Raw genomic sequence first — 17,892 nt, 5'->3', positions numbered from 1 at the left:
CGACTGCAACGCCCTCTGCGCGAGCAAGCTCGCTCCCACAAGGCCCCGCGAACTCCCGTGGGAGCGAGCTTGCTCGCGAAGGCTATATTTCTGACGCAGCAAATCCATCGACTGCAACACCCTCTTCGCGAGCAAGCTCGCTCCCACAAGGCCCCGCAAACTCCAGTAGGAGCGAACTTGTTCGCGAAGGCTATAGTCCTGACGCAGAAAATCCATCGGCTGTACCGCCCTCTTCGCGAGCAAGCTCGCTCCCACAAGGCACCGCGAACTCCAGTAGGAGCGAACTTGTTCGCGAAGGCTATATTCCTGACGCAGCAAATCCATCGACTGCAACGCCCTCTTCGCGAGCAAGCTCGCTCCCACAAGGCCCCGCGAACTCCCGTGGGAGCGAGCTTGCTCGCGAAGGCTATATTTCTGACGCAGCAAATCCATCGACTGCAACACCCTCTTCGCGAGCAAGCTCGCTCCCACAAGGCACCGCGAACTCCAGTAGGAGCGAACTTGTTCGCGAAGGCTATATTCCTGACGCAGAAAATCCATCGACCGCAACGCCCTCTTCGCGAGCAAGCTCGCTCATACAGGGCACCGCGAACTCCCGTGGGGGCGAGCCGGCTCGCGAAGGCTATAGTCCTGACGCAGAAAATCCATCGGCTGCAACGCCCTCTTCGCGAGCAAGCCAGATCCCACAGGGCATCGCAAACTCCCGTAGGAGCGAACTTGTTCGCGAAGACCATATTCCTGACGCAGAAAACCCATCGACTGCAACGCCCTCTTCGCGAGCAAGCTCGCTCCCACAAGGCACCGCAAACTCCCGTGACAGCGAAGTTGTCCGCATAGAGGATCTGCCCTCCCCGGTCATCCTCGACATCGGCCAGGACGATAAACGCCTGGTTGCGCGTCTGTCCGGGGATACCCATCTGCTGCTGGAAATCGGTGCGCCGGAGCTGGACCTGGTGCTGCGTCTGCGCGGCCATGCCTTGATGCTTGCGCTGGAGGCCAAGGCGCTGGCGGGGGTGATCGATCTGACGCCGGGCATTCGCTCGCTGCAAGTCCACTACCGCCCAGAGCAACTGCCGCTTCGGCAACTGCTCGACATCGTCGCCGGAGAATGGGACGCGGTGTGCGCCGCGAAAGACCTGCAAGTGGCCTCGCGCATCGTCCATCTGCCGCTGTCCTGGGACGACCCGGCCTGCCAGCTGGCCATCGAAAAGTACATGACCACAGTACGCAAGGACGCGCCCTGGTGCCCGAGCAACCTGGAGTTCATCCGCCGTATCAATGACCTGCCCAACCTCGACGAAGTGCAACGTACAGTGTTCGACGCCAGTTATCTGGTCATGGGGCTGGGCGATGTGTACCTCGGCGCACCGGTGGCCACGCCGCTGGACCCGCGCCATCGGCTGGTCACCACCAAGTACAACCCGGCACGCACCTGGACCGCCGAAAATTCGGTGGGCATCGGCGGCGCCTACATGTGCGTGTACGGCATGGAAGGCCCCGGCGGTTATCAGTTCGTCGGCCGCACGTTGCAGATGTGGAATCGCTATCGCGACGTCGCAGCCTTCGAGGGCAAACCATGGCTGTTGCGCTTCTTCGATCAGATCCGTTTCTACCCGGTCAGCGCCGACGAACTGTTGCGTATCCGCCGCGACTTCCCGCTGGGTCGCTTTGCCCTGAACATCGAACACAGCACCCTGAATCTGGCTGATTACCAGGCCTTCCTGAGCCGCGAAGCCGAAGGCATTACGGCGTTCCGCGCCCAGCAAAACGCCGCCTTCAACGCCGAGCGCGAACGCTGGATCGCCAACGGACAGGCCGATTTCCAGAGCGATGAAGGCGTGGCGCCGAACACCGAAGAACAGCCTCTGCAACCCGGCCAGCAAGGCGTCGACAGCCACATCGCCGGCAATCTCTGGCAAGTCCAGGTGCAACCGGGCGACCGCGTGGAAGCGGGCGATGTGCTGGTGATTCTGGAGTCCATGAAAATGGAAATCCCCCTGCTCGCCCCGATCGCCGGCGTGGTGCAGGACGTCAGGGTGCAACCCGGCTCGGCAGTACGCGCAGGGCAACGGGTCGTGGTGCTGGCCGCAGACTGAATCGACCCACTTTTCACTTTCAAGGGAATCCCGTCATGAACGACACAGCACTGCCCAATGACCTGCGCCTGGACACCGTACGCGCGCTCTACCAGTCCGGCCGGACATCGCCGCGGCAACTGATCCTGGCGCTGCGCGAAAAAGCCGCACGGCTGAACAGCGATTATCACCTGTTCATCCACCTGCTCAGCCCGGCTGAACTCGAGCCCTATCTGGCCGCACTGGACGATCGCGATCCAAGGGGCCTGCCGCTGTTCGGCATCCCCTTCGCGATCAAGGACAATATTGATCTGGCGACCATTCCAACCACCGCGGCCTGCCCGGACTACGCCTACACACCCGAGCACTCGGCAAGCGTCGTCGCGCAACTGATCGCGCTGGGCGCAGTGCCCATGGGCAAGACCAATCTGGACCAGTTCGCCACAGGCTTGAACGGCAGCCGCTCGCCATATGGCGCCTGCCCCAACAGCGTGTTGAACGAGTACCCGTCCGGCGGTTCGAGCGCTGGCTCGTCGCTGGCCGTGGCACTGGGCGTCAGCAGCTTCTCGCTGGGCACCGACACGGCGGGCTCGGGCCGGGTACCTGCAGCACTGAACAACCTGGTGGGAATGAAAGCCAGCAAGGGGCTGATTTCCACGGCAGGCGTAGTGCCCGCATGCCGCACGCAGGATTGTGTCTCGACCTTCACCGCCACGGCGCGGGAAGCCAGCGAGCTACTGGCACTGATCGCCGCATTTGATCCGCGCGATGAGTACAGCCGTCGCAACCCGTTGTGGAACGACGCCTCGGCGTTCGGCACACCTCGCCCGTTTCGCTTCGGTGTACCCCGCGCCGAGGACCTGCAGTTCTTCGGCTGTACCGAGGGGCCGGTGCTGTTCAACGCAGCCATCGACCACCTTATCGCGCTGGGTGGCGAAGCGGTCACGTTGGACTTGTCACCGTTTCTCGAAGCCGCGCGGTTGTTGTACGAAGGGCCGTGGGTGGCCGAACGCTACAGCGTCGCCGGGCAGTTGATGGAAGAACACCCTGACGCCGTATTGCCGGTGATCCGCGACGTGCTGGCCAAGGCTCCCCAGGTGAGCGGGGTCGATACGTTTCGCGCGCAATACCGCCTGCAAGCGCTCAAGGCGACGTGCGATCGGGCACTTGAGGGGCTGGAGTGTGTGGTGACGCCAAGCATCGGCCGCCCGGTGACATCGGCAGAGCTGGCGGCCGAGCCGGTGTTGCGTAACTCGGAGCTGGGTTACTACACGAATTTCGTCAACCTGCTCGACTACGCCGCCGTCGCCGTGCCCAGCGCGTTCATGGGCAACGGTCTGCCGTGGGGCGTGACGCTGTTCGGACGCGCATTCACCGATCAGTACCTGCTCAGCCTGGCCGACGCCTTGCAACGGCAAACCGCCCTGCCCTTGATTGGCGGCGAAGCACCTCGGCTGCCTGTACCGCAAACCACTGCGCGCAACGATATGGCGCGGTTGGTGGTCTGCGGTGCTCACCTGGACGGACTGGCGTTGAACTGGCAGCTCAGGCAACGCGGGGCACGCCTGCTGGAAACCACGCAAAGCTCGGCCGACTATCGGCTGTATGCGCTGGCCGGTGGTCCGCCCTTCCGGCCTGGCATGGTGCGGGTGGCTGAACACGGCGTAGCCATCGACGTGGAGGTCTGGGAGCTGCCAAGTATCGAGTTGGGGTCGTTTCTGACCGGCATTCCGGCACCGCTCGGGCTGGGCAAGGTGCAATTGGCCGACGGTCGCTGGGAGACCGGTTTCATCTGCGAAGCCTATGGCCTGGAAGGTGCCCGCGACATCAGCCATCTCGGCGGCTGGCGTGCGCACGTGCGACAGCAGTAAGCGCCAGGCGGCATGCTCGGGCGTGCCGCCTCACTCTTTCAGCGCGACGGGAAGTCGCAACACATAGTTATGACCTTCCCCATCGCGCTTCCCGAAATAATGGGCATTCATTCATTTTGACCGCACGTCATGAACCCCATCTGGAGTCCGCTTCGCCAGGACACGCTGTTTCATCCGTCCTCTATGCTGCTGGAGCAAACCAGCGTTCTGCGTCCCGAGCACAGCATTAGCAGGCACGACACGCTAAACGCACCAATGCCGTTTATCCTGCCGGACGGCTTTTCAGCGCCCGAGCCAACACCGTCGCCTGCAGTGGCCGAAGAAAGCGAGCCGAAAGACGCCTCGCCACACATCGAGCGACAACTCAGGGCCATGCGTAACAGCGCAGGTTTCCGGCTGATTGCCGACTCGACGTTACTTCTGAAAGCCTGCCAACTGGACATGGATTTTCCACCGACCCGACAGGATTTCGTTCGCCAGCAACTGACCACGCTGCTCACGCAGATGAGCGGCAAGGCACTCGACCCGGACGCCCTGCAGATCACCTTCAGCAACGATGACCGACCTGCTGTGGACGACAATGGACACGAGCATTACAGCGTCAGCCTGTCGCTGACCGATGTGGCGCTGGCCAGCTTCGAACCCGCGCATTTCCAGGCGCTGTCGCGTAGCACCCTTGCCGATCTTTCACTGCGCGAAGACACGCCTGCGCTGACAACCGCGCAGATGTTCAGGCTGATTGGCGAGCTGCCGCTCAAACGCGATTACAACGCCGTATTGCAGCTCTTCAGGACACGACACGAAGCAACCTGGCGCACCTTGTCGCGGCTGGCGTTCCTTGACAACCTGGCTCGGCAGCTCAACCACAGACACATCAGTCGGGACGGTTATTGGCTGGCGCGGGACGCCATGGGACTTGACCGGTCTCCCATCGACACCGACACGATCAGCATGAGCGGACGAGGTGAAAAATCCGAGGTCCGGGTCCTGACGCTGAATGGCAAACAGGTGCCGGGGATATTTCAGATCAGCTCGAAAACCACCTCGCACTGTTTCATTCACATTCTGGGTGCCAAGGGTAACGTCATCGAATACATCAGCGATGATCCACGCCAGATGAGCAGGCGGCTGCTGGCGGCCATGAACGCCTCAGGGCTCTACGGCCAGGTATTTCTTGCGCTTGAGCAGCATGCCGGCATCGTTGTCGAGGCGCCGCTGATCGAAGGCGACCTGTTCAGCGCACTGACCCAGGCTTCGTTCGCCGGGCTTCTTGCCGACAGCCACGCGCGCAGCACGCTCGACCTGCTCAGGCCAGTCGCTCGCGGCCTGGCGCTGGCAGGTGCCGCAGACCTGTGGCAGACACAGCCGAGCATTCTGGAGCAGATCCCGGTTGCGTCGAAAATGGCCGGCCAGGTCATGGCGAGCTATCTGCAGGAAAACCACGCGCTGACGCACAACCCCGAGCATGTGTTCATCGCTTATCAACCCGGCTATTCGAGCAAACCCCTGGGCAACCCCCGGTTGCCGCCTACCTATGTTCACACCCCCGACCCGAGGCCGATCAGCCTGAGCGAGGCGCTGATAAGCAATTATCGAGTCGATCACCCTGCTGGCTATATCGATCACGGCGGCGGCACCGTGGTCTTCTTCGACCCCACCGGTCAGGGCGACAGTGAGCAGGGTCAGGTGCTTGATATCAGCCCGCAGGCGCTCGAGGACTACATCAGAGCCTTCGACTTTCTGACCTGGATGACTCAACGCATACACGACTTCTGGGATCAGCAGAGAACCGCCATAGAACAGGCGTTCAGAACCACGTTCATCAGCCAGGCGCTGATCAGCCTGAAGCGCGGCAGCCTCACGCGTGGCACCTTCGATCTGCTCGTGGAAACCCTTGCGCCCTCTGCACCTGGTCAATGGCGGTCACTCGGTTTTTTCGTTCAGGGCGCGTTGACCGACGGCATGCAGGAGCAATACACCGGCCTGCTGGTACTTGAGCAGCCGGGCTTGACGAACGTGCTTTATCAGGTGGGCCACGCCGATGCGTTCATCGAGTTTGCAGATGACACGGCGCTGAAGCAGCATCTGAGCCGGGCAACGGCCAGTCCGGAATGGCGTGACGCGGTCATGCGCTATGTTCCCCGCCGTCATCACCCGCGCCTGGACTACCTGCTCAAATTATGGGGCGGGACACAGGCGCCCAACCCGCCCATATCCATCCTTCGCCCCTGGACAGATGCGCTGTACAACCCGGACACGCGCCAGGCCATGAGCCACTCGTTGTGTGAGAAAAGACTGGAAGACACGCCATTCGCTTTTCTACACCAACTGCTCAAGCAGAACGCACTGGATGACGCAGAGGATCAGATCGTCACGTCAACGCAGGTAACGCTGGCGGACTGGACCGACCGGCTTCAGCAATTACAGCGACTGCTGGTGCCGATGTCCTTGTTGCTGACACCTGCGCTCATTGCCTCCCTGACGACGGAGATTGGCATCACCTCGCTGGCCATTGCCGCAACGCATCTGCCGGGCAGCCGTTACGCAGAGAAAAACCAGGCGCTGCTGGCCACGCTGACGCTGGGCTTGCTGCAACTGGCTCCGCACACGCCAAGAATGCTGCGCTCACTGAGCCGAATCGTAAAACCTGCCGTGAGCAGTTCCCAAACCGTAGCGATTACGCTCGACCGGGCGTTCGGCACCCGGCCATTGCGCAGGCAGTTCGTCACCCCGCGCCAGACCCGGCTGGAGAAATTCTTTCACACCGACGCCCTGCTCAAACGCTGGACTGTCAGCACTGCCGTCTCGTCAAACCTGTTGCAGGTGCATGCCTGGAAGCTGGGTAAAAGGTTCCTTTTATGGACCTCGGACAGAGGTCAGGCGCGCACTCTGGTGGTCAGCAGCCACGGGTACTACACGCCGTGGTCCCGAACCGTGAAGATCCCCAATGGCACCGAGATTCGCACCTACGCGCCGCATGGCTACGAACTGGTGGACCCGAAACTGCATCGGGTCGTCAACAAGAATGCCCGGCCATTCGCACGTTCCAACACGGCGGTGCACAGCGTGATGCAGCCCACGCCGCTTGAACCCCTGCTTCTCACCGACAAGCTGATAGCAGGCACTTCGCTGCCCGGCAGACTGAAGAACTACAGCCTGTCCAAGTTTCAGACGACCACCAGCGAGAGCTATGACGAGATCGCAAGCGTGGTGGGCAACTCGCGGGCGTCGCCCTTGCGCGGCTGGCTGCCGCCAACGCCGATGGATGTTCTGACAGTGCGCAACCGCTTCGGCATGCCCCCGCCATCGTTGGCCGACCTGTTCGAAAGCCTGTCCATGCAAGGCATCCATTACGACAGAATATTGCTGGTGCACTGCCGGTGTGCCGCGATATCTGCGCTGATGAACCGTTCACCCGTCTATCATGCACCGGCAGCGAGCTCGGTGATTGCTAATATGGCCTGAACCGAACACCCCGATCATCCAGCACGGCGCTTACTCCGACATGACAACGGCCTCCCCTGACACCGCGCTGTGCCCCCTCTGCGGCTTCAGCAACCAATGCAGCCTGGCCGATCCGCGCACCGTGGACCAGCCCTGCTGGTGCTTTTCGCAAAGCATCGACCCGGCATTGCTGGCAGCGCTGCCGGATAACCTTCGCGACAAGGCCTGTCTGTGCCCGCGCTGCGCCGTGATCGAAGATGCAGCGCCAAATCCCCAGGCACGCCGGGCCACAGAGTAAGATGCGCGCCTCTTCCTCCGCTCGCCGTTATCGCCATGCGCCTTGATCGTTTCCTCAGCAACCTGCCACACTTCAATCGTCAGCAAGTGCGCCTGGCGCTGGCCAGCGGACGCGTGCAGGTAGACGGCCAGGCAACCCGCGACCCGCATCACGAAGTACGCGAATTCAGTTGTGTGGCGCTTGACGAAGAAATCCTCCAGGCAGGCAAAGCCCCCCGCTACTTCATGCTGCACAAACCTGAAGGCTGCGTCAGCGCGACGAGCGATGCGCAGCATCCGACCGTGCTCGATTTGCTGGACGAGCCTGACAAGCACGAACTGCACATCGCCGGACGGCTGGACTTCAACACCACCGGCCTGATGCTGATAACCAACGATGGTCAATGGTCGCGACGCCTGACTCAGCCACAGACCAAAATGCCCAAGGTGTATTACGTCGAGACCGAGCAACCGATCGACGAACGCTACGCCGCGAAATTTGCCGAAGGCCTGTATTTCGCATTCGAAGGCCTCACCACGCAACCGGCGCAATTGACCTTGTTGGGGCCGCGCAGTGCGCGCTTGAGCATTGTCGAAGGCCGCTATCATCAGGTGAAACGAATGTTCGGCCACTTCGACAACAAAGTGTTGCGCCTGCATAGGGAGAACATCGGCACGCTGGCGCTGGACCCCGGCCTGGGCCCCGGCAGCTATCGCGCGCTGAACACCGGTGAAATCGGCCTGTTTTGAACGTCATGGCCGCCTGGCAGACGCTGGTCGGATCGGCACAGGCCGTTGATCGACTATCGCATGTCTGTCACGAAACGCGGGCAATGTCATAGGCACGCCTACCTGTCTACGCCAGGAGTGAAACCTATGTCGCCAGAAAAAGCAGTGCTCGACATACAAGGACAGTTTCGGGTTTATACCGAACTCTATCGCACCGATGCCGCCGCCAAGACCATCATTCTGGTCAACGGCTCATTGGCCACCACCGCTTCATTTACCCAGACCGTCCGCAACCTCTACCCGACCTTCAACGTGGTGCTTTACGACCAGCCCTATTCAGGCAAATCCAAACCGCACAACCTGCATGGCGCGCCACTGACCCGGGAAGAAGAAGGCCAGTTGCTGCTGGAACTGATCGACCACTTCAACGCCGAGCACGTGCTGTCGTTCTCGTGGGGCGGCGCGGCCACGCTGGTTGCTTTGGCGCATCGGCCGAAACGCATCGAAAGCGCGGTGATCAGCTCGTTCTCCCCCGTGATCAACGAGAAGATGCATGACTACCTGTGTCACGGCATCACGCACCTGGGCGCGCACAACCGTTATGACATGGGCCACTTGATCAACAACACCGTCGGCAAGCATCTGCCTACGTTGTTCAAGCGCTTCAATTTCCGTCATATCAGCAGCCTGGATGCTCACGAGTATGACCAGATGCATTACCACTTCAGCCAGGTCCTGGAGCTCGACCCGGACAATTACCTGACCGCAGGCAAGAACATCACCGTCCCCGTGCTGTTCATCAACGGAGCCCTGGACGAATACACCTGCGCAAACGACGCCGCCCACTTCTCCAGATACCTGCGCGACTGCAGCTTCAGCACCATCGACGCTACCGGCCACTTCCTGGACATGGAACACAAGGCCGCCTGCCGCGACTCGAAACAGGTGCTGATGAATTTCCTGCAACCGGGACAAGTGTCACGCGACGTCCATAACCGGGTTCAGGACTACCCGTCCCTGACCTTCTGAAAACCACACACGAAGCCACCGTCAGTTGCGGAGCATCGTCATCTGGCGGTTGGTTTTCAGGGTGAGTATCAGGAGGCAAAGCGCTGCGGGGTGAAATTAGCGCTTCAAATCAGGGCAGGGTTCTGGTACAAAGTCAGCCGCTCAGAGCAGCTATCAGAGCGGGTATAGTTTAGTGGTAAAACGAAAGCTTCCCAAGCTTTAGTTGAGGGTTCGATTCCCTCTACCCGCTCCATCTTCCAGCCAATGATCCCGGGCATTCCAGGCAATTTCGCCCTAGCGCCTAAGGCCATCAATACCTTCTCGCCGCCCCACCATTAGTTCTCCCGGAATCCCCAAAAATTTGACGCACCGTCGACTCCCTCGACACGGCGTCTTGTCTGACCCGCGTTTATCCTTCGATCACTCAATAAACCCCTACCAGGATGTCTGAGTTTTGAAGCTCAACGATCGCCCGGACAGCGTCAGAGTACAACTCAATCGACGAAATCTCCTTCTTCAATGCCTCGCTCAGCTCGACGTGTTTAGAAGCGGAGAGAGAAATCCCCAAGTGGTCTGCAACCCCGGCGAACGGAAGGTTTGCAGCCATCGCGACGTCAAACCCAATCAGCATGCCCTACCAGGTGAATGAAGCCGGCATCGCCTTGAGTCAGTGCAGCAGACTCCGCGGAGTTGGCGATATTGAATGCGATCTGTCCACGGCTTGTGCCTCCGTCCAGCGAGTGGACCCAATGGGCAAGGCCGTCAGCGTCGCTGCCTCTGCCCAGGACATTGTGATACAGCTTTTCGACAAAGACTGCATTGCTGGCGTCGGGCAGGCTTTGGGAAAATTCGGCAGATTGCACAAAACCACCCGCAACCTGGGCAACGGTTTCGCCTGCGGCGCCCTGGGACAGCCAGGACTTCAGGCCTTCGACATCGGGAGCACGACCCAGAATGGTATACAGACGACCAATGCTTGCCTGCGCCGAGTCGAGAACGAACAGTTCGCGATCTGCGAAATCGAGCACATTGAAGCCACTCAGTTCGAATTTCGCCGCAGCTCCCGTGGAACGACTGACTGATAGCGTGTCGGTATCGAGCGCACTGATCGTGTAGGCGGATGCAGCGTCGTTGAAAATAAAGGTGTCTATACCGGCCTTGCCGGCCAGATGCGAAACCGCATTGCTGTCAAGGTTGACTTCCTGCTCACTGATCTGATCATCACCAGCCGTGCCGGTGGCCACGCCCTTGCCCACTACCACATCCAGATTGTTCCAGGCGTTATGAGCCACGATCCTGATGAACCCCGTCTCGCCTTCCGAGAGGTCACGGCTCTCGCGCGAATTCAGGAAGCCATCAGCGACCGTTGCTCGACTCCCACCCGCCTGCAGCAGAGTATTCCAGAACGACACACCGGATTCTTCGCCTGTGCGATGCAATACGGTCTGATAGAGATCAAGGACAAAGTCCCGATCACCAAGCCCGCTGTAGCGCTGCATCCCTTCAATGGAATTCAGAAAACCATCGCGAATCTCTGCATCCGAACTGCCCATCGCCTGCTGCGTCAGCCAGTGATTCAAACCCTGATAATCGGGCGTCCGACCGAACAGTGAGTAGAGCCTGGCAACGTCAGCCTGATCCTCGGTGAGCGCGATGTGATGAAGATCGGTGCTAAAACTCAACAAAACAGTGGCGTCACTCTCGGCGTTGAAGGCGCCATAACGGCTGTGAAAAGCCATGAGCAGTTCGTCAAGATTGGCATTGCGATCGCTGAAAGACAGCCTTTCGACGCTTGAAAGTGTGTCCACATCGGACGTTTGCGCATCATGAACGCTGAGGGTGCCATTCCTGACCAGCGCGGTATCGTAGGTTGCAAAGTAGCGAGCACCTGCCTCGGTATACAAGGCGGTGTCGATGCCGTTGCCACCATTGAGCACGTCCGAGCCCGCCCCACCCATCAGCCGATCATTGCCATCGCCGCCTTGCAACTGGTCATTGCCCGCGTTTGCATTTAGAAAGTTGTCACTGGCGTTGCCTATCAGCGTATCTGCGCCTGCACCAGTTATGGCGTTCTCGATAACCGTACCGCGCGCGATTGCAATATTCGATAGACCGCCGTATAGGCTGGAAAAAGCTTCACTTCTCAGATCGACTGTCTGAGCGCCGACATAGGTGCTGACGTTGATCGTGTCGTTGCCGCCCGAATCATAGATCGTGGCCACCAGGCCGGGCACGAAGTCGGTTCCGGTGTTGATGGAAGTCTTGTTGAAACTGTAGGTATTGTCACCTGTGCGGGTAACGGCGGTGCCGTACATTGACTGGATGGCTACGATGTCCGCCAGCATGGGGGTAGCGACATAGCCGAAAGAGGCGTTGGAATACGTATTCTCGTCCTGACTGAAGTAGGACATCACCGAGTATTTCCAGCTGTCCTCTTGATAGAAGGCATTGTTGGGGAAGGTCGCGCTCCCGTTATAATCGCCCGCATGGCCCAACCCCAGCGCGTGGCCGATTTCATGAATGTAGGTTTGCTGATAATACAAACCGTATTTCACCCAATCGGAAGCGATGTTGACGCTGCTATCCGAGATGATGCTGCCTGCATAATTGGAGTTGCTGTACGCACCGCTTTTTTGTTCGCTGAAATTGATCGCAGCGGCAGCGGTGGTTTCCACAAAGTTTAGGCCGCTGACATTGGTCCAGGTTTGCAGCGCATATCGAGCAACAACCTGAGCGCTTGCGCTCAAGCTTGCCAGGTTGACGGTGAGCGACCCTCCGGCGTGCACGTCAAAATGGTGCTGAGAACCGCCATAGGCGTCGTGCCAATAGCCATCAGTAAGGTAGTTGGCTTGCTGGTCAAGCGTCAGGTGCTCAAGCATCACTTGGCTGGTGACTGTCTGTTTGGCCGCACCCTGGCCGGTCGCGCCTTCGGCCCAAAGTTGGGTGAGCGCATCACACATTGAACACATGTAGAAACTCCGGGGCAAGGCATACCTGGCCAGGTCAATGACGCAAGAATCGGATACAGATCGGTGATGAGCTCAAGCCGCTGAGCCGGTTTTGAGAACTGGCGTCATGACCTTCACGCGCGTTTGCTCCGCCTTGATCTTGACGATCCTGTTGCTCTTCGGGAAGGTACGCCAGGACGCGGTCGAAGACCGTCAATCTCATTGCTGATGAGGTTGTCGGCATGCTTTCTTGCGACTTAAGGCGGTTTTTCCTTGAGGCCGATGAAATACAGCCGGAAGAGGCTGGAGGAAGCATTCTGGCTAGGCTGCATCGCTGGCTGTGTACAAAAATTGGCTGGGCTGGATGATGCTGTGGCGCTGCTGTTCACGTTGTTGTTCGGCCTGATCTGGGGCCATCGCAATGCCGGGCTGGAATGGGCCGGCATTTTGCTGAGCCTCGTCGGAATCTCCTTGCTCAACATGGGCTCGAACCTGCAGGCCCTTTCACGATGTAGGAGAAATCGCTGTAGAAACTTGTCCTTTTTAGCCAACCATGGGGGACGAAAGGCTGGATATTTTGAAAGGTAGCTCTAAAGCCAGAACAGTGCTGGCTTACCATGCTGCGTTGTTCGAAATCTACCTAAGCGATCCGTCATTCCCAGTCAGAATGCTCATCTTGGATACACCAAAGCAGCAAGATATTCCAAATGAACACCTCAACTCTTATGTCCAAGCGCTGAGGACACTTGCAGCGGAAAATAATGGGCAAGTAATATTTACGACATCAAGTCATCGATATGTGGTCGACGGACAAACCGATGAGGAATGGTTACCCAGCTTGATCTCTCACGAATCGAATCCCGCGTCAATGTGCGCGGGATACGGCCCGGGAACGGATCATGCGATCCGGTGAGGTTAAGAAGAAATCGATGCTCCAGATATCCGAATCTCAGGCTTTCCTTCACATGTGAGCAAGTCAAGATTTGAAGGGTATGTTTACTACCGTAGGGACGAGCCCCAGCAAATCAGCCACCTCAGAACACACAACTACACGCTTTTCTCAGCGCTGCCTCGGGGCAATACCTACACACATACACAGATTCGAATAATTCTGTCCAATAAGAGTTCGATTCCCTCTACCCGTTCCATTTCAGTCCTTCACAAAATCTGCTCTGCACTCCTGAAATTAGCCCCCTTGCCGTTCAAAACTCCCCCTCTCCCCGCGTCCACTCTCAGATAGCAAAACCCAGAAACACGTCAATGCAACTCAAAAATCGAAGTCATTGCAGTAGACCGGCACTGGCCTTACCCACCCCCGCCTCTCCCGGCACCTGCGCCTTGGCTTCTTGTGCCGAAACCGGCACCACCAGGTACTGCCGATACTCGCGGAACGCCTGCAAGGCAGAGGCGTCCTGCGGGCGATAGTCGTCGCCGCTATCCTGTTGCCGATTCGCCACACAAGGCCTGCCGATCATGCTCATGCACACGTTGTCTGCAGCCGCTGAAACCGGATCGAACAAGGCGAACGCCGTGCCTGGCTGGTCCACATCGTTATACAGCGGGTGAGCCACGTTCTCGAAGTCGTTTCCCTCGACCAGCAGCTGTGACGATGAGGTACGCGACATGATTGCGCCTTGATAGGTCATGCGCTGGAAAACGTTGTTGACCAGTTGGGCACGAACATGCGCATTGTTCATGCCACCTGAATGGGGTGCTCTGCCAGAGGTATCGTGTACATAGTTTCTCGACAGCGTCAGCGTGTCCTGACTGCCGAGGAACAGCCATACCCAGTAATGATGGCCATCGCAGGTAGACGAGTAAGGCGTTCGGCCGTCGAACTCATTGCTGGAAATGGTGATGTGTGACGCAGTGCCCCAGCCCGTAACAATCATCTGTCTGCCGATCCGCGCAAAGGTGTTGTGATCGATCCACACGCCATCGGCCTTGTTCAAGGTCAGCGCATCGCCGCCCCATAAGACACGTGGATTGATATCCGAAAGCGTCAGGTTGCGAACGATCACGTTATGCGCGCCGTCGCCAATGAACAGCCCAGCGCCCTGAATGCCTGCCTTGTCGCCAAGCCCGATCAATGTCTTGTTGGAGCCGACTTTCAGTGGTTTCAGCCCCGCGTTGTCGTAGGTCACCATGACACGTGGCCTTGATTGGCAGAAGTTGTTGGCGCCATTCAGTGCAAGTTGCTCACCACCCCGCGGGCACGGTTTCACTACGCAGCCTGATTCGGTGGTTGTGGTATTGCCGTTGGCAATCATGCTCGCGCGGAAGTCGAACGTGTGGTCCAGGACAATCACTCGCGGTGTGTCATCGGTGCAGGCACCGTGCGAGTCATGCGACGCACAGAGTGCTGAACGAAGTTCATCCAGCGTGGAGGGATGCACGGCAGCCGCGGAGCCTCCGCCGGTCACATCCTTGGCGAAACCTTCAGGAATGTCTGCTGCCCGCAGGCATTGCGCGCCTGAAAAGAGCAGAACCAGAGTGGCGGCGATCTTCAGATAGCCGCTTTGCAAAAGAGATTGCAGGGGCGTCATCGGTTGAGCCTCCCGTCATGCTCGCGGGATTCGCGAGGACAATCTGGATGCTAAACGGACTGCGGCCTGGCCTGCTCCGCTTCCATGGTGCTGGTCAGCCTCTGTTCAGGCACCCTGGCTCACGAAAACACCCGCTCCATCCTGACGCTGTCAATCCCGCGTCCACAACACTCATGATCTTCAAGGATGTACGGCCTAAGCACATCCATGGCGGGCCTGTTGTGCAGGAGTGATTAAAGTGCCTGGCGAAATATATCCTGAATTTGCTCAAGATCGGCAGGACGCGGATTGGTCAGGCCACAGGCATCTTTCAGGGCATTGGTGGCCAACAGCGGGAAGTCTTCCTCTTTGACGCCCAGCGTAGCAAGACCTGGCGGGATTTCCACGGCAGCCGACAGTGCACGAATGGCGTCGATGGCCGCTTGAGCGCCTTCTTCCGGAGAGAGCCCGCGGATATTGCTGCCCATGGCGTGCGCAACGTCGGTCAGGCGGGCAGCGCTGACACTGGCGTTGAAGCGCTGCACATGGGGCAGCAGTACGGCGTTGCACACACCGTGGGGCAAATCATAAAAGCCGCCCAGCTGGTGCGCCATGGCATGCACGTAGCCCAATGAGGCGTTATTGAACGCCATGCCGGCGAGGAACTGGGCATAGGCCATGTTCTCGCGGGCGGTGATGTTTGCCCCGTTGTTGAATGCGTCGCGCAAATTGTTGGCGATCAGCGCCATGGCCTGCAAGGCGCAGGCATCGGTGATCGGGTTGGCAGCCGTGGAGACATAGGCTTCGATTGCGTGAGTCAAGGCATCCATACCGGTGGCGGCGGTCAGCGACCTGGGCATGGCGACCATCATGTCGGGGTCATTCACCGACAATAGCGGCGTGACGTTGCGGTCGATGATCGCCATTTTTACGTGCCGGGCTTCATCGGTGATGATGCAGAAGCGGGTCATTTCACTCGCGGTTCCGGCGGTGGTGTTGATGGCGATCAGCGGCAACTGCGGCTTTGCCGAGCGGTCGACGCCCTCATAGTCACTGATGTGCCCGCCGTTGCTGGCACACAGGGCAATGCCTTTAGCGCAGTCGTGCGGCGAGCCACCGCCCAGCGATATGACGAAATCGCACTGGCGCGCCTGCAACAGGGCAAGACCGTTCTCGACGTTGGCGATGGTCGGGTTGGGGCGGGCACCGTCGTACACGACCGAGTCGATGCCCTGCTCCACCAGCAGCCCGGCGACCTGACTGGCTACTCCAGCCTTGGCGAGCCCCGCATCCGTGACGATCAGCGCCTTGCGAAATCCGTATTTGCGTATGGCGAGCATGGCTTCATCAATGCAGCCAGTGCCGATGATGTTCACAGCGGGGATGAAAAAAGTGCTGATCATGACGGACCCTCGAGGGTAGCGCGGATGCTTGAGTGATGAGCCAAGCATCCGCCTTGCGCGAGGTACAACCATTGACCCAGCGCAACGAAGCAGTCAAACACCAGACCGTTGATCGCAGACACTTCGGCCACTGCGCACAGAACGGCTATTTTCAGCCGATAAAGCCGTCGCTCTTGAGGAGCGTTTCCAGGCAATGCTCGCTGATGCCGTAGAACGTCTTGAGCTCCTGAATACGCGCCAGTAACTGAGCCGGATCGACCGGCTCGGCACGCTTGACCGCGAGGATCATCTTGTTCTTGTTGGTGTGCTCCAGCGAAATGAACTCGAACACTTTGGTCTCGTAACCGCATGCCTCCAGCAACAGCGCGCGCAGGCTGTCGGTGACCATCTCTGCCTGCTGGCCCATGTGCAGACCGTATTGCAGCATCGGTTTCAACAAGGCGGGGCTCTGGATCTGCAGACGAATCTGTTTGTGGCAGCACGGCGAGCACATGATGATCGAAGCGCCGGAGCGAATGCCCATATGAATGGCATAGTCTGTCGCGATGTCACAGGCGTGCAGCGCGATCATCACGTCCAGCGCGCTGGGCGCCACTGTACGCACGTCACCCTGAGCAAAGGTCAGCCCCGGATGATCGAGCTTCGCCGCCGCCTCGTTGCACAACGTGACCATGTCTTCGCGCAGCTCGACACCGGTCACCTGCCCTTGCGCCTGCAAGGTGTTGCACAGGTAGTCGTGGATGGCGAAGGTCAGATACCCCTTGCCTGAGCCGAAGTCCGCAACCTTGATCGGCTGATCAAGCTTGAGCGGCGATGAGCTCAGTGCATGGGAAAACACTTCGATGAACTTGTTGATCTGCTTCCATTTGCGCGACATGGCCGGAATCAGCTCATGCTGCCGATTGGTCACGCCAAGGTCGGTCAGGAATGGCCGGGTCAGCTCCAGATAGCGCTTCTTCTCGCGATCATGCCCTGCCGAAGGGGCCTGGCGCTCCTGCTGAGCCTTGCTTTTGAACAGCGTCGTCTTGCCCTTCTTGCTGAACTCCAGCTGCACCTCGTCGCTCAGCGACAACAGGTGTGCGTTCTTGAACGACGCGGGTATCAGGCCGGCAATGACCTCCACGGCTTCGGCAAGCGCGAAGTTTCTGGTGATATCGCGCGTCTTGTAGCGATACACGAAACTCAGGCAGGGCTGCGCCTTGACGGTCAACGGCTTGATGATAATGCGCTGCAGATCAGCCTCGCTGCCCACGTATTTGGCCAGGACCAGTTTGATCAGCGAGTTCTGCGACAGGCTGGTCTCCAGCAGACCGAGGAACTGCGCGAGGTGCTCAGGCGCAGCTGTGAGTGGCGCGGGAGTGTTGACTGACATTAAAGGGTGCCTCGAACGTCCCGAGCGGGACTTGAAAAAATCAGGCGCGCATTTTAGCCCGTGACGGGTTGCCGGGCACCCTTATTTTTGCGGGACCACAGAGGCCGTCCGCAATGGCCTACATCGAATATTGAACTGTACATAAACGGTAAAAGTATCACTGCCAGGTTCCATTATTACACCTTGAACCGTGGGCACCTTTCTTTATATTGGCTCTCGGCTGAGAGAGATCGATCAGCCG

Annotated in this window: 11 protein-coding genes, 1 tRNA gene and 1 pseudogene; 8 read left to right on the top strand and 5 right to left on the bottom strand. The window is 59.1% G+C overall.

The features are described 5' to 3' along the window. The 7 genes from P406_RS23570 to P406_RS23540 form a co-directional block, all read left to right on the top strand. On the top strand, positions 1–2,096 hold a 2,096-nt coding region (locus tag P406_RS23570; RefSeq protein ID WP_046237522.1), incomplete at its 5' end, for a carboxyltransferase domain-containing protein. 35 nt (positions 2,097–2,131) lie between these two features. After that, positions 2,132–3,946, top strand: a complete 1,815-nt coding sequence (gene atzF / locus P406_RS23565) for an allophanate hydrolase (RefSeq protein WP_046237520.1) — start codon at positions 2,132–2,134, stop codon at positions 3,944–3,946. A gap of 129 nt (positions 3,947–4,075) precedes the next feature. Next, positions 4,076–7,411 carry a dermonecrotic toxin domain-containing protein gene (locus tag P406_RS23560; protein WP_046237519.1) on the top strand — a complete coding sequence of 1,112 codons (3,336 nt, stop codon included), beginning with the start codon at positions 4,076–4,078 and terminating at the stop codon, positions 7,409–7,411. Positions 7,412–7,451: 40 nt separating this feature from the next. Next, positions 7,452–7,688, top strand: coding sequence for a cysteine-rich CWC family protein (locus tag P406_RS23555; protein ID WP_046237518.1), 237 nt, complete (start codon positions 7,452–7,454; stop codon positions 7,686–7,688). Positions 7,689–7,723: 35 nt separating this feature from the next. Then, positions 7,724–8,416 (top strand): pseudouridine synthase, encoded by a 693-nt coding sequence (locus P406_RS23550; protein ID WP_046237517.1) that lies wholly within the window; start codon positions 7,724–7,726, stop codon positions 8,414–8,416. Positions 8,417–8,542: 126 nt separating this feature from the next. Next, positions 8,543–9,424 carry an alpha/beta fold hydrolase gene (locus P406_RS23545; RefSeq protein WP_046237516.1) on the top strand — a complete coding sequence of 294 codons (882 nt, stop codon included), beginning with the start codon at positions 8,543–8,545 and terminating at the stop codon, positions 9,422–9,424. Between the two features lie 158 nt (positions 9,425–9,582). Beyond that, positions 9,583–9,656: transfer RNA gene (locus tag P406_RS23540), tRNA-Gly, on the top strand. A 171-nt stretch (positions 9,657–9,827) separates the two neighbouring features. Here P406_RS23540 and P406_RS23535 read toward each other — a convergent pair. Both P406_RS23535 and P406_RS23530 read right to left on the bottom strand, forming a co-directional pair. Next, positions 9,828–10,034: a hypothetical protein gene (locus P406_RS23535; RefSeq protein WP_046237521.1), complete on the bottom strand. Its 207-nt coding sequence runs from the start codon at positions 10,032–10,034 to the stop codon at positions 9,828–9,830. Then, positions 10,018–12,372: a DUF4214 domain-containing protein gene (locus P406_RS23530; protein ID WP_003413176.1), complete on the bottom strand. Its 2,355-nt coding sequence runs from the start codon at positions 12,370–12,372 to the stop codon at positions 10,018–10,020. Before P406_RS23530 ends, P406_RS23535 begins: the two co-directional genes overlap by 17 nt. 354 nt (positions 12,373–12,726) lie before the next feature. Here P406_RS23530 and P406_RS29215 point away from each other — a divergent pair. Continuing rightward, positions 12,727–12,852 (top strand): annotated as a pseudogene (locus tag P406_RS29215) (drug/metabolite exporter YedA); the annotation flags it as partial. Positions 12,853–13,631: 779 nt separating this feature from the next. On the opposite strand, the gene P406_RS23520 reads toward P406_RS29215, so the two are convergent. From P406_RS23520 to P406_RS23505, 3 genes are all read right to left on the bottom strand, one after another. After that, positions 13,632–14,897, bottom strand: coding sequence for a pectate lyase family protein (locus P406_RS23520; protein ID WP_046237515.1), 1,266 nt, complete (start codon positions 14,895–14,897; stop codon positions 13,632–13,634). A gap of 233 nt (positions 14,898–15,130) precedes the next feature. Further along, positions 15,131–16,279, bottom strand: coding sequence for an L-threonine dehydrogenase (gene yiaY, locus P406_RS23510; RefSeq protein WP_046237514.1), 1,149 nt, complete (start codon positions 16,277–16,279; stop codon positions 15,131–15,133). 151 nt (positions 16,280–16,430) lie between these two features. Further along, complete coding sequence (locus P406_RS23505; protein WP_046237513.1) at positions 16,431–17,651, bottom strand: class I SAM-dependent methyltransferase; 1,221 nt, start codon at positions 17,649–17,651, stop codon at positions 16,431–16,433. Positions 17,652–17,892 lie beyond the last annotated feature (241 nt).

This window comes from Pseudomonas syringae pv. coryli str. NCPPB 4273 (assembly GCF_000972175.1).
In the GTDB taxonomy this organism is placed as follows: domain Bacteria; phylum Pseudomonadota; class Gammaproteobacteria; order Pseudomonadales; family Pseudomonadaceae; genus Aquipseudomonas; species Aquipseudomonas syringae.
The sequence above is the reverse complement of the archived record's forward strand: the minus strand, read 5'-3'. Positions and strand labels throughout refer to the sequence as shown.

Bases quoted from the DNA above. Each gene is read 5' to 3' on its own strand.
- atzF (WP_046237520.1), top strand. From the start codon at position 2,132: ATGAACGACACAGCACTGCCCAATGACCTGCGCCTGGACACCGTACGC.
- P406_RS23560 (WP_046237519.1), top strand. From the start codon at position 4,076: ATGAACCCCATCTGGAGTCCGCTTCGCCAGGACACGCTGTTTCATCCG.
- P406_RS23555 (WP_046237518.1), top strand. From the start codon at position 7,452: ATGACAACGGCCTCCCCTGACACCGCGCTGTGCCCCCTCTGCGGCTTC.
- P406_RS23550 (WP_046237517.1), top strand. From the start codon at position 7,724: ATGCGCCTTGATCGTTTCCTCAGCAACCTGCCACACTTCAATCGTCAG.
- P406_RS23545 (WP_046237516.1), top strand. From the start codon at position 8,543: ATGTCGCCAGAAAAAGCAGTGCTCGACATACAAGGACAGTTTCGGGTT.
- P406_RS23535 (WP_046237521.1), bottom strand. From the start codon at position 10,034: ATGCTGATTGGGTTTGACGTCGCGATGGCTGCAAACCTTCCGTTCGCC.
- P406_RS23530 (WP_003413176.1), bottom strand. From the start codon at position 12,372: ATGTGTTCAATGTGTGATGCGCTCACCCAACTTTGGGCCGAAGGCGCG.
- P406_RS23520 (WP_046237515.1), bottom strand. From the start codon at position 14,897: ATGACGCCCCTGCAATCTCTTTTGCAAAGCGGCTATCTGAAGATCGCC.
- yiaY (WP_046237514.1), bottom strand. From the start codon at position 16,279: ATGATCAGCACTTTTTTCATCCCCGCTGTGAACATCATCGGCACTGGC.
- P406_RS23505 (WP_046237513.1), bottom strand. From the start codon at position 17,651: ATGTCAGTCAACACTCCCGCGCCACTCACAGCTGCGCCTGAGCACCTC.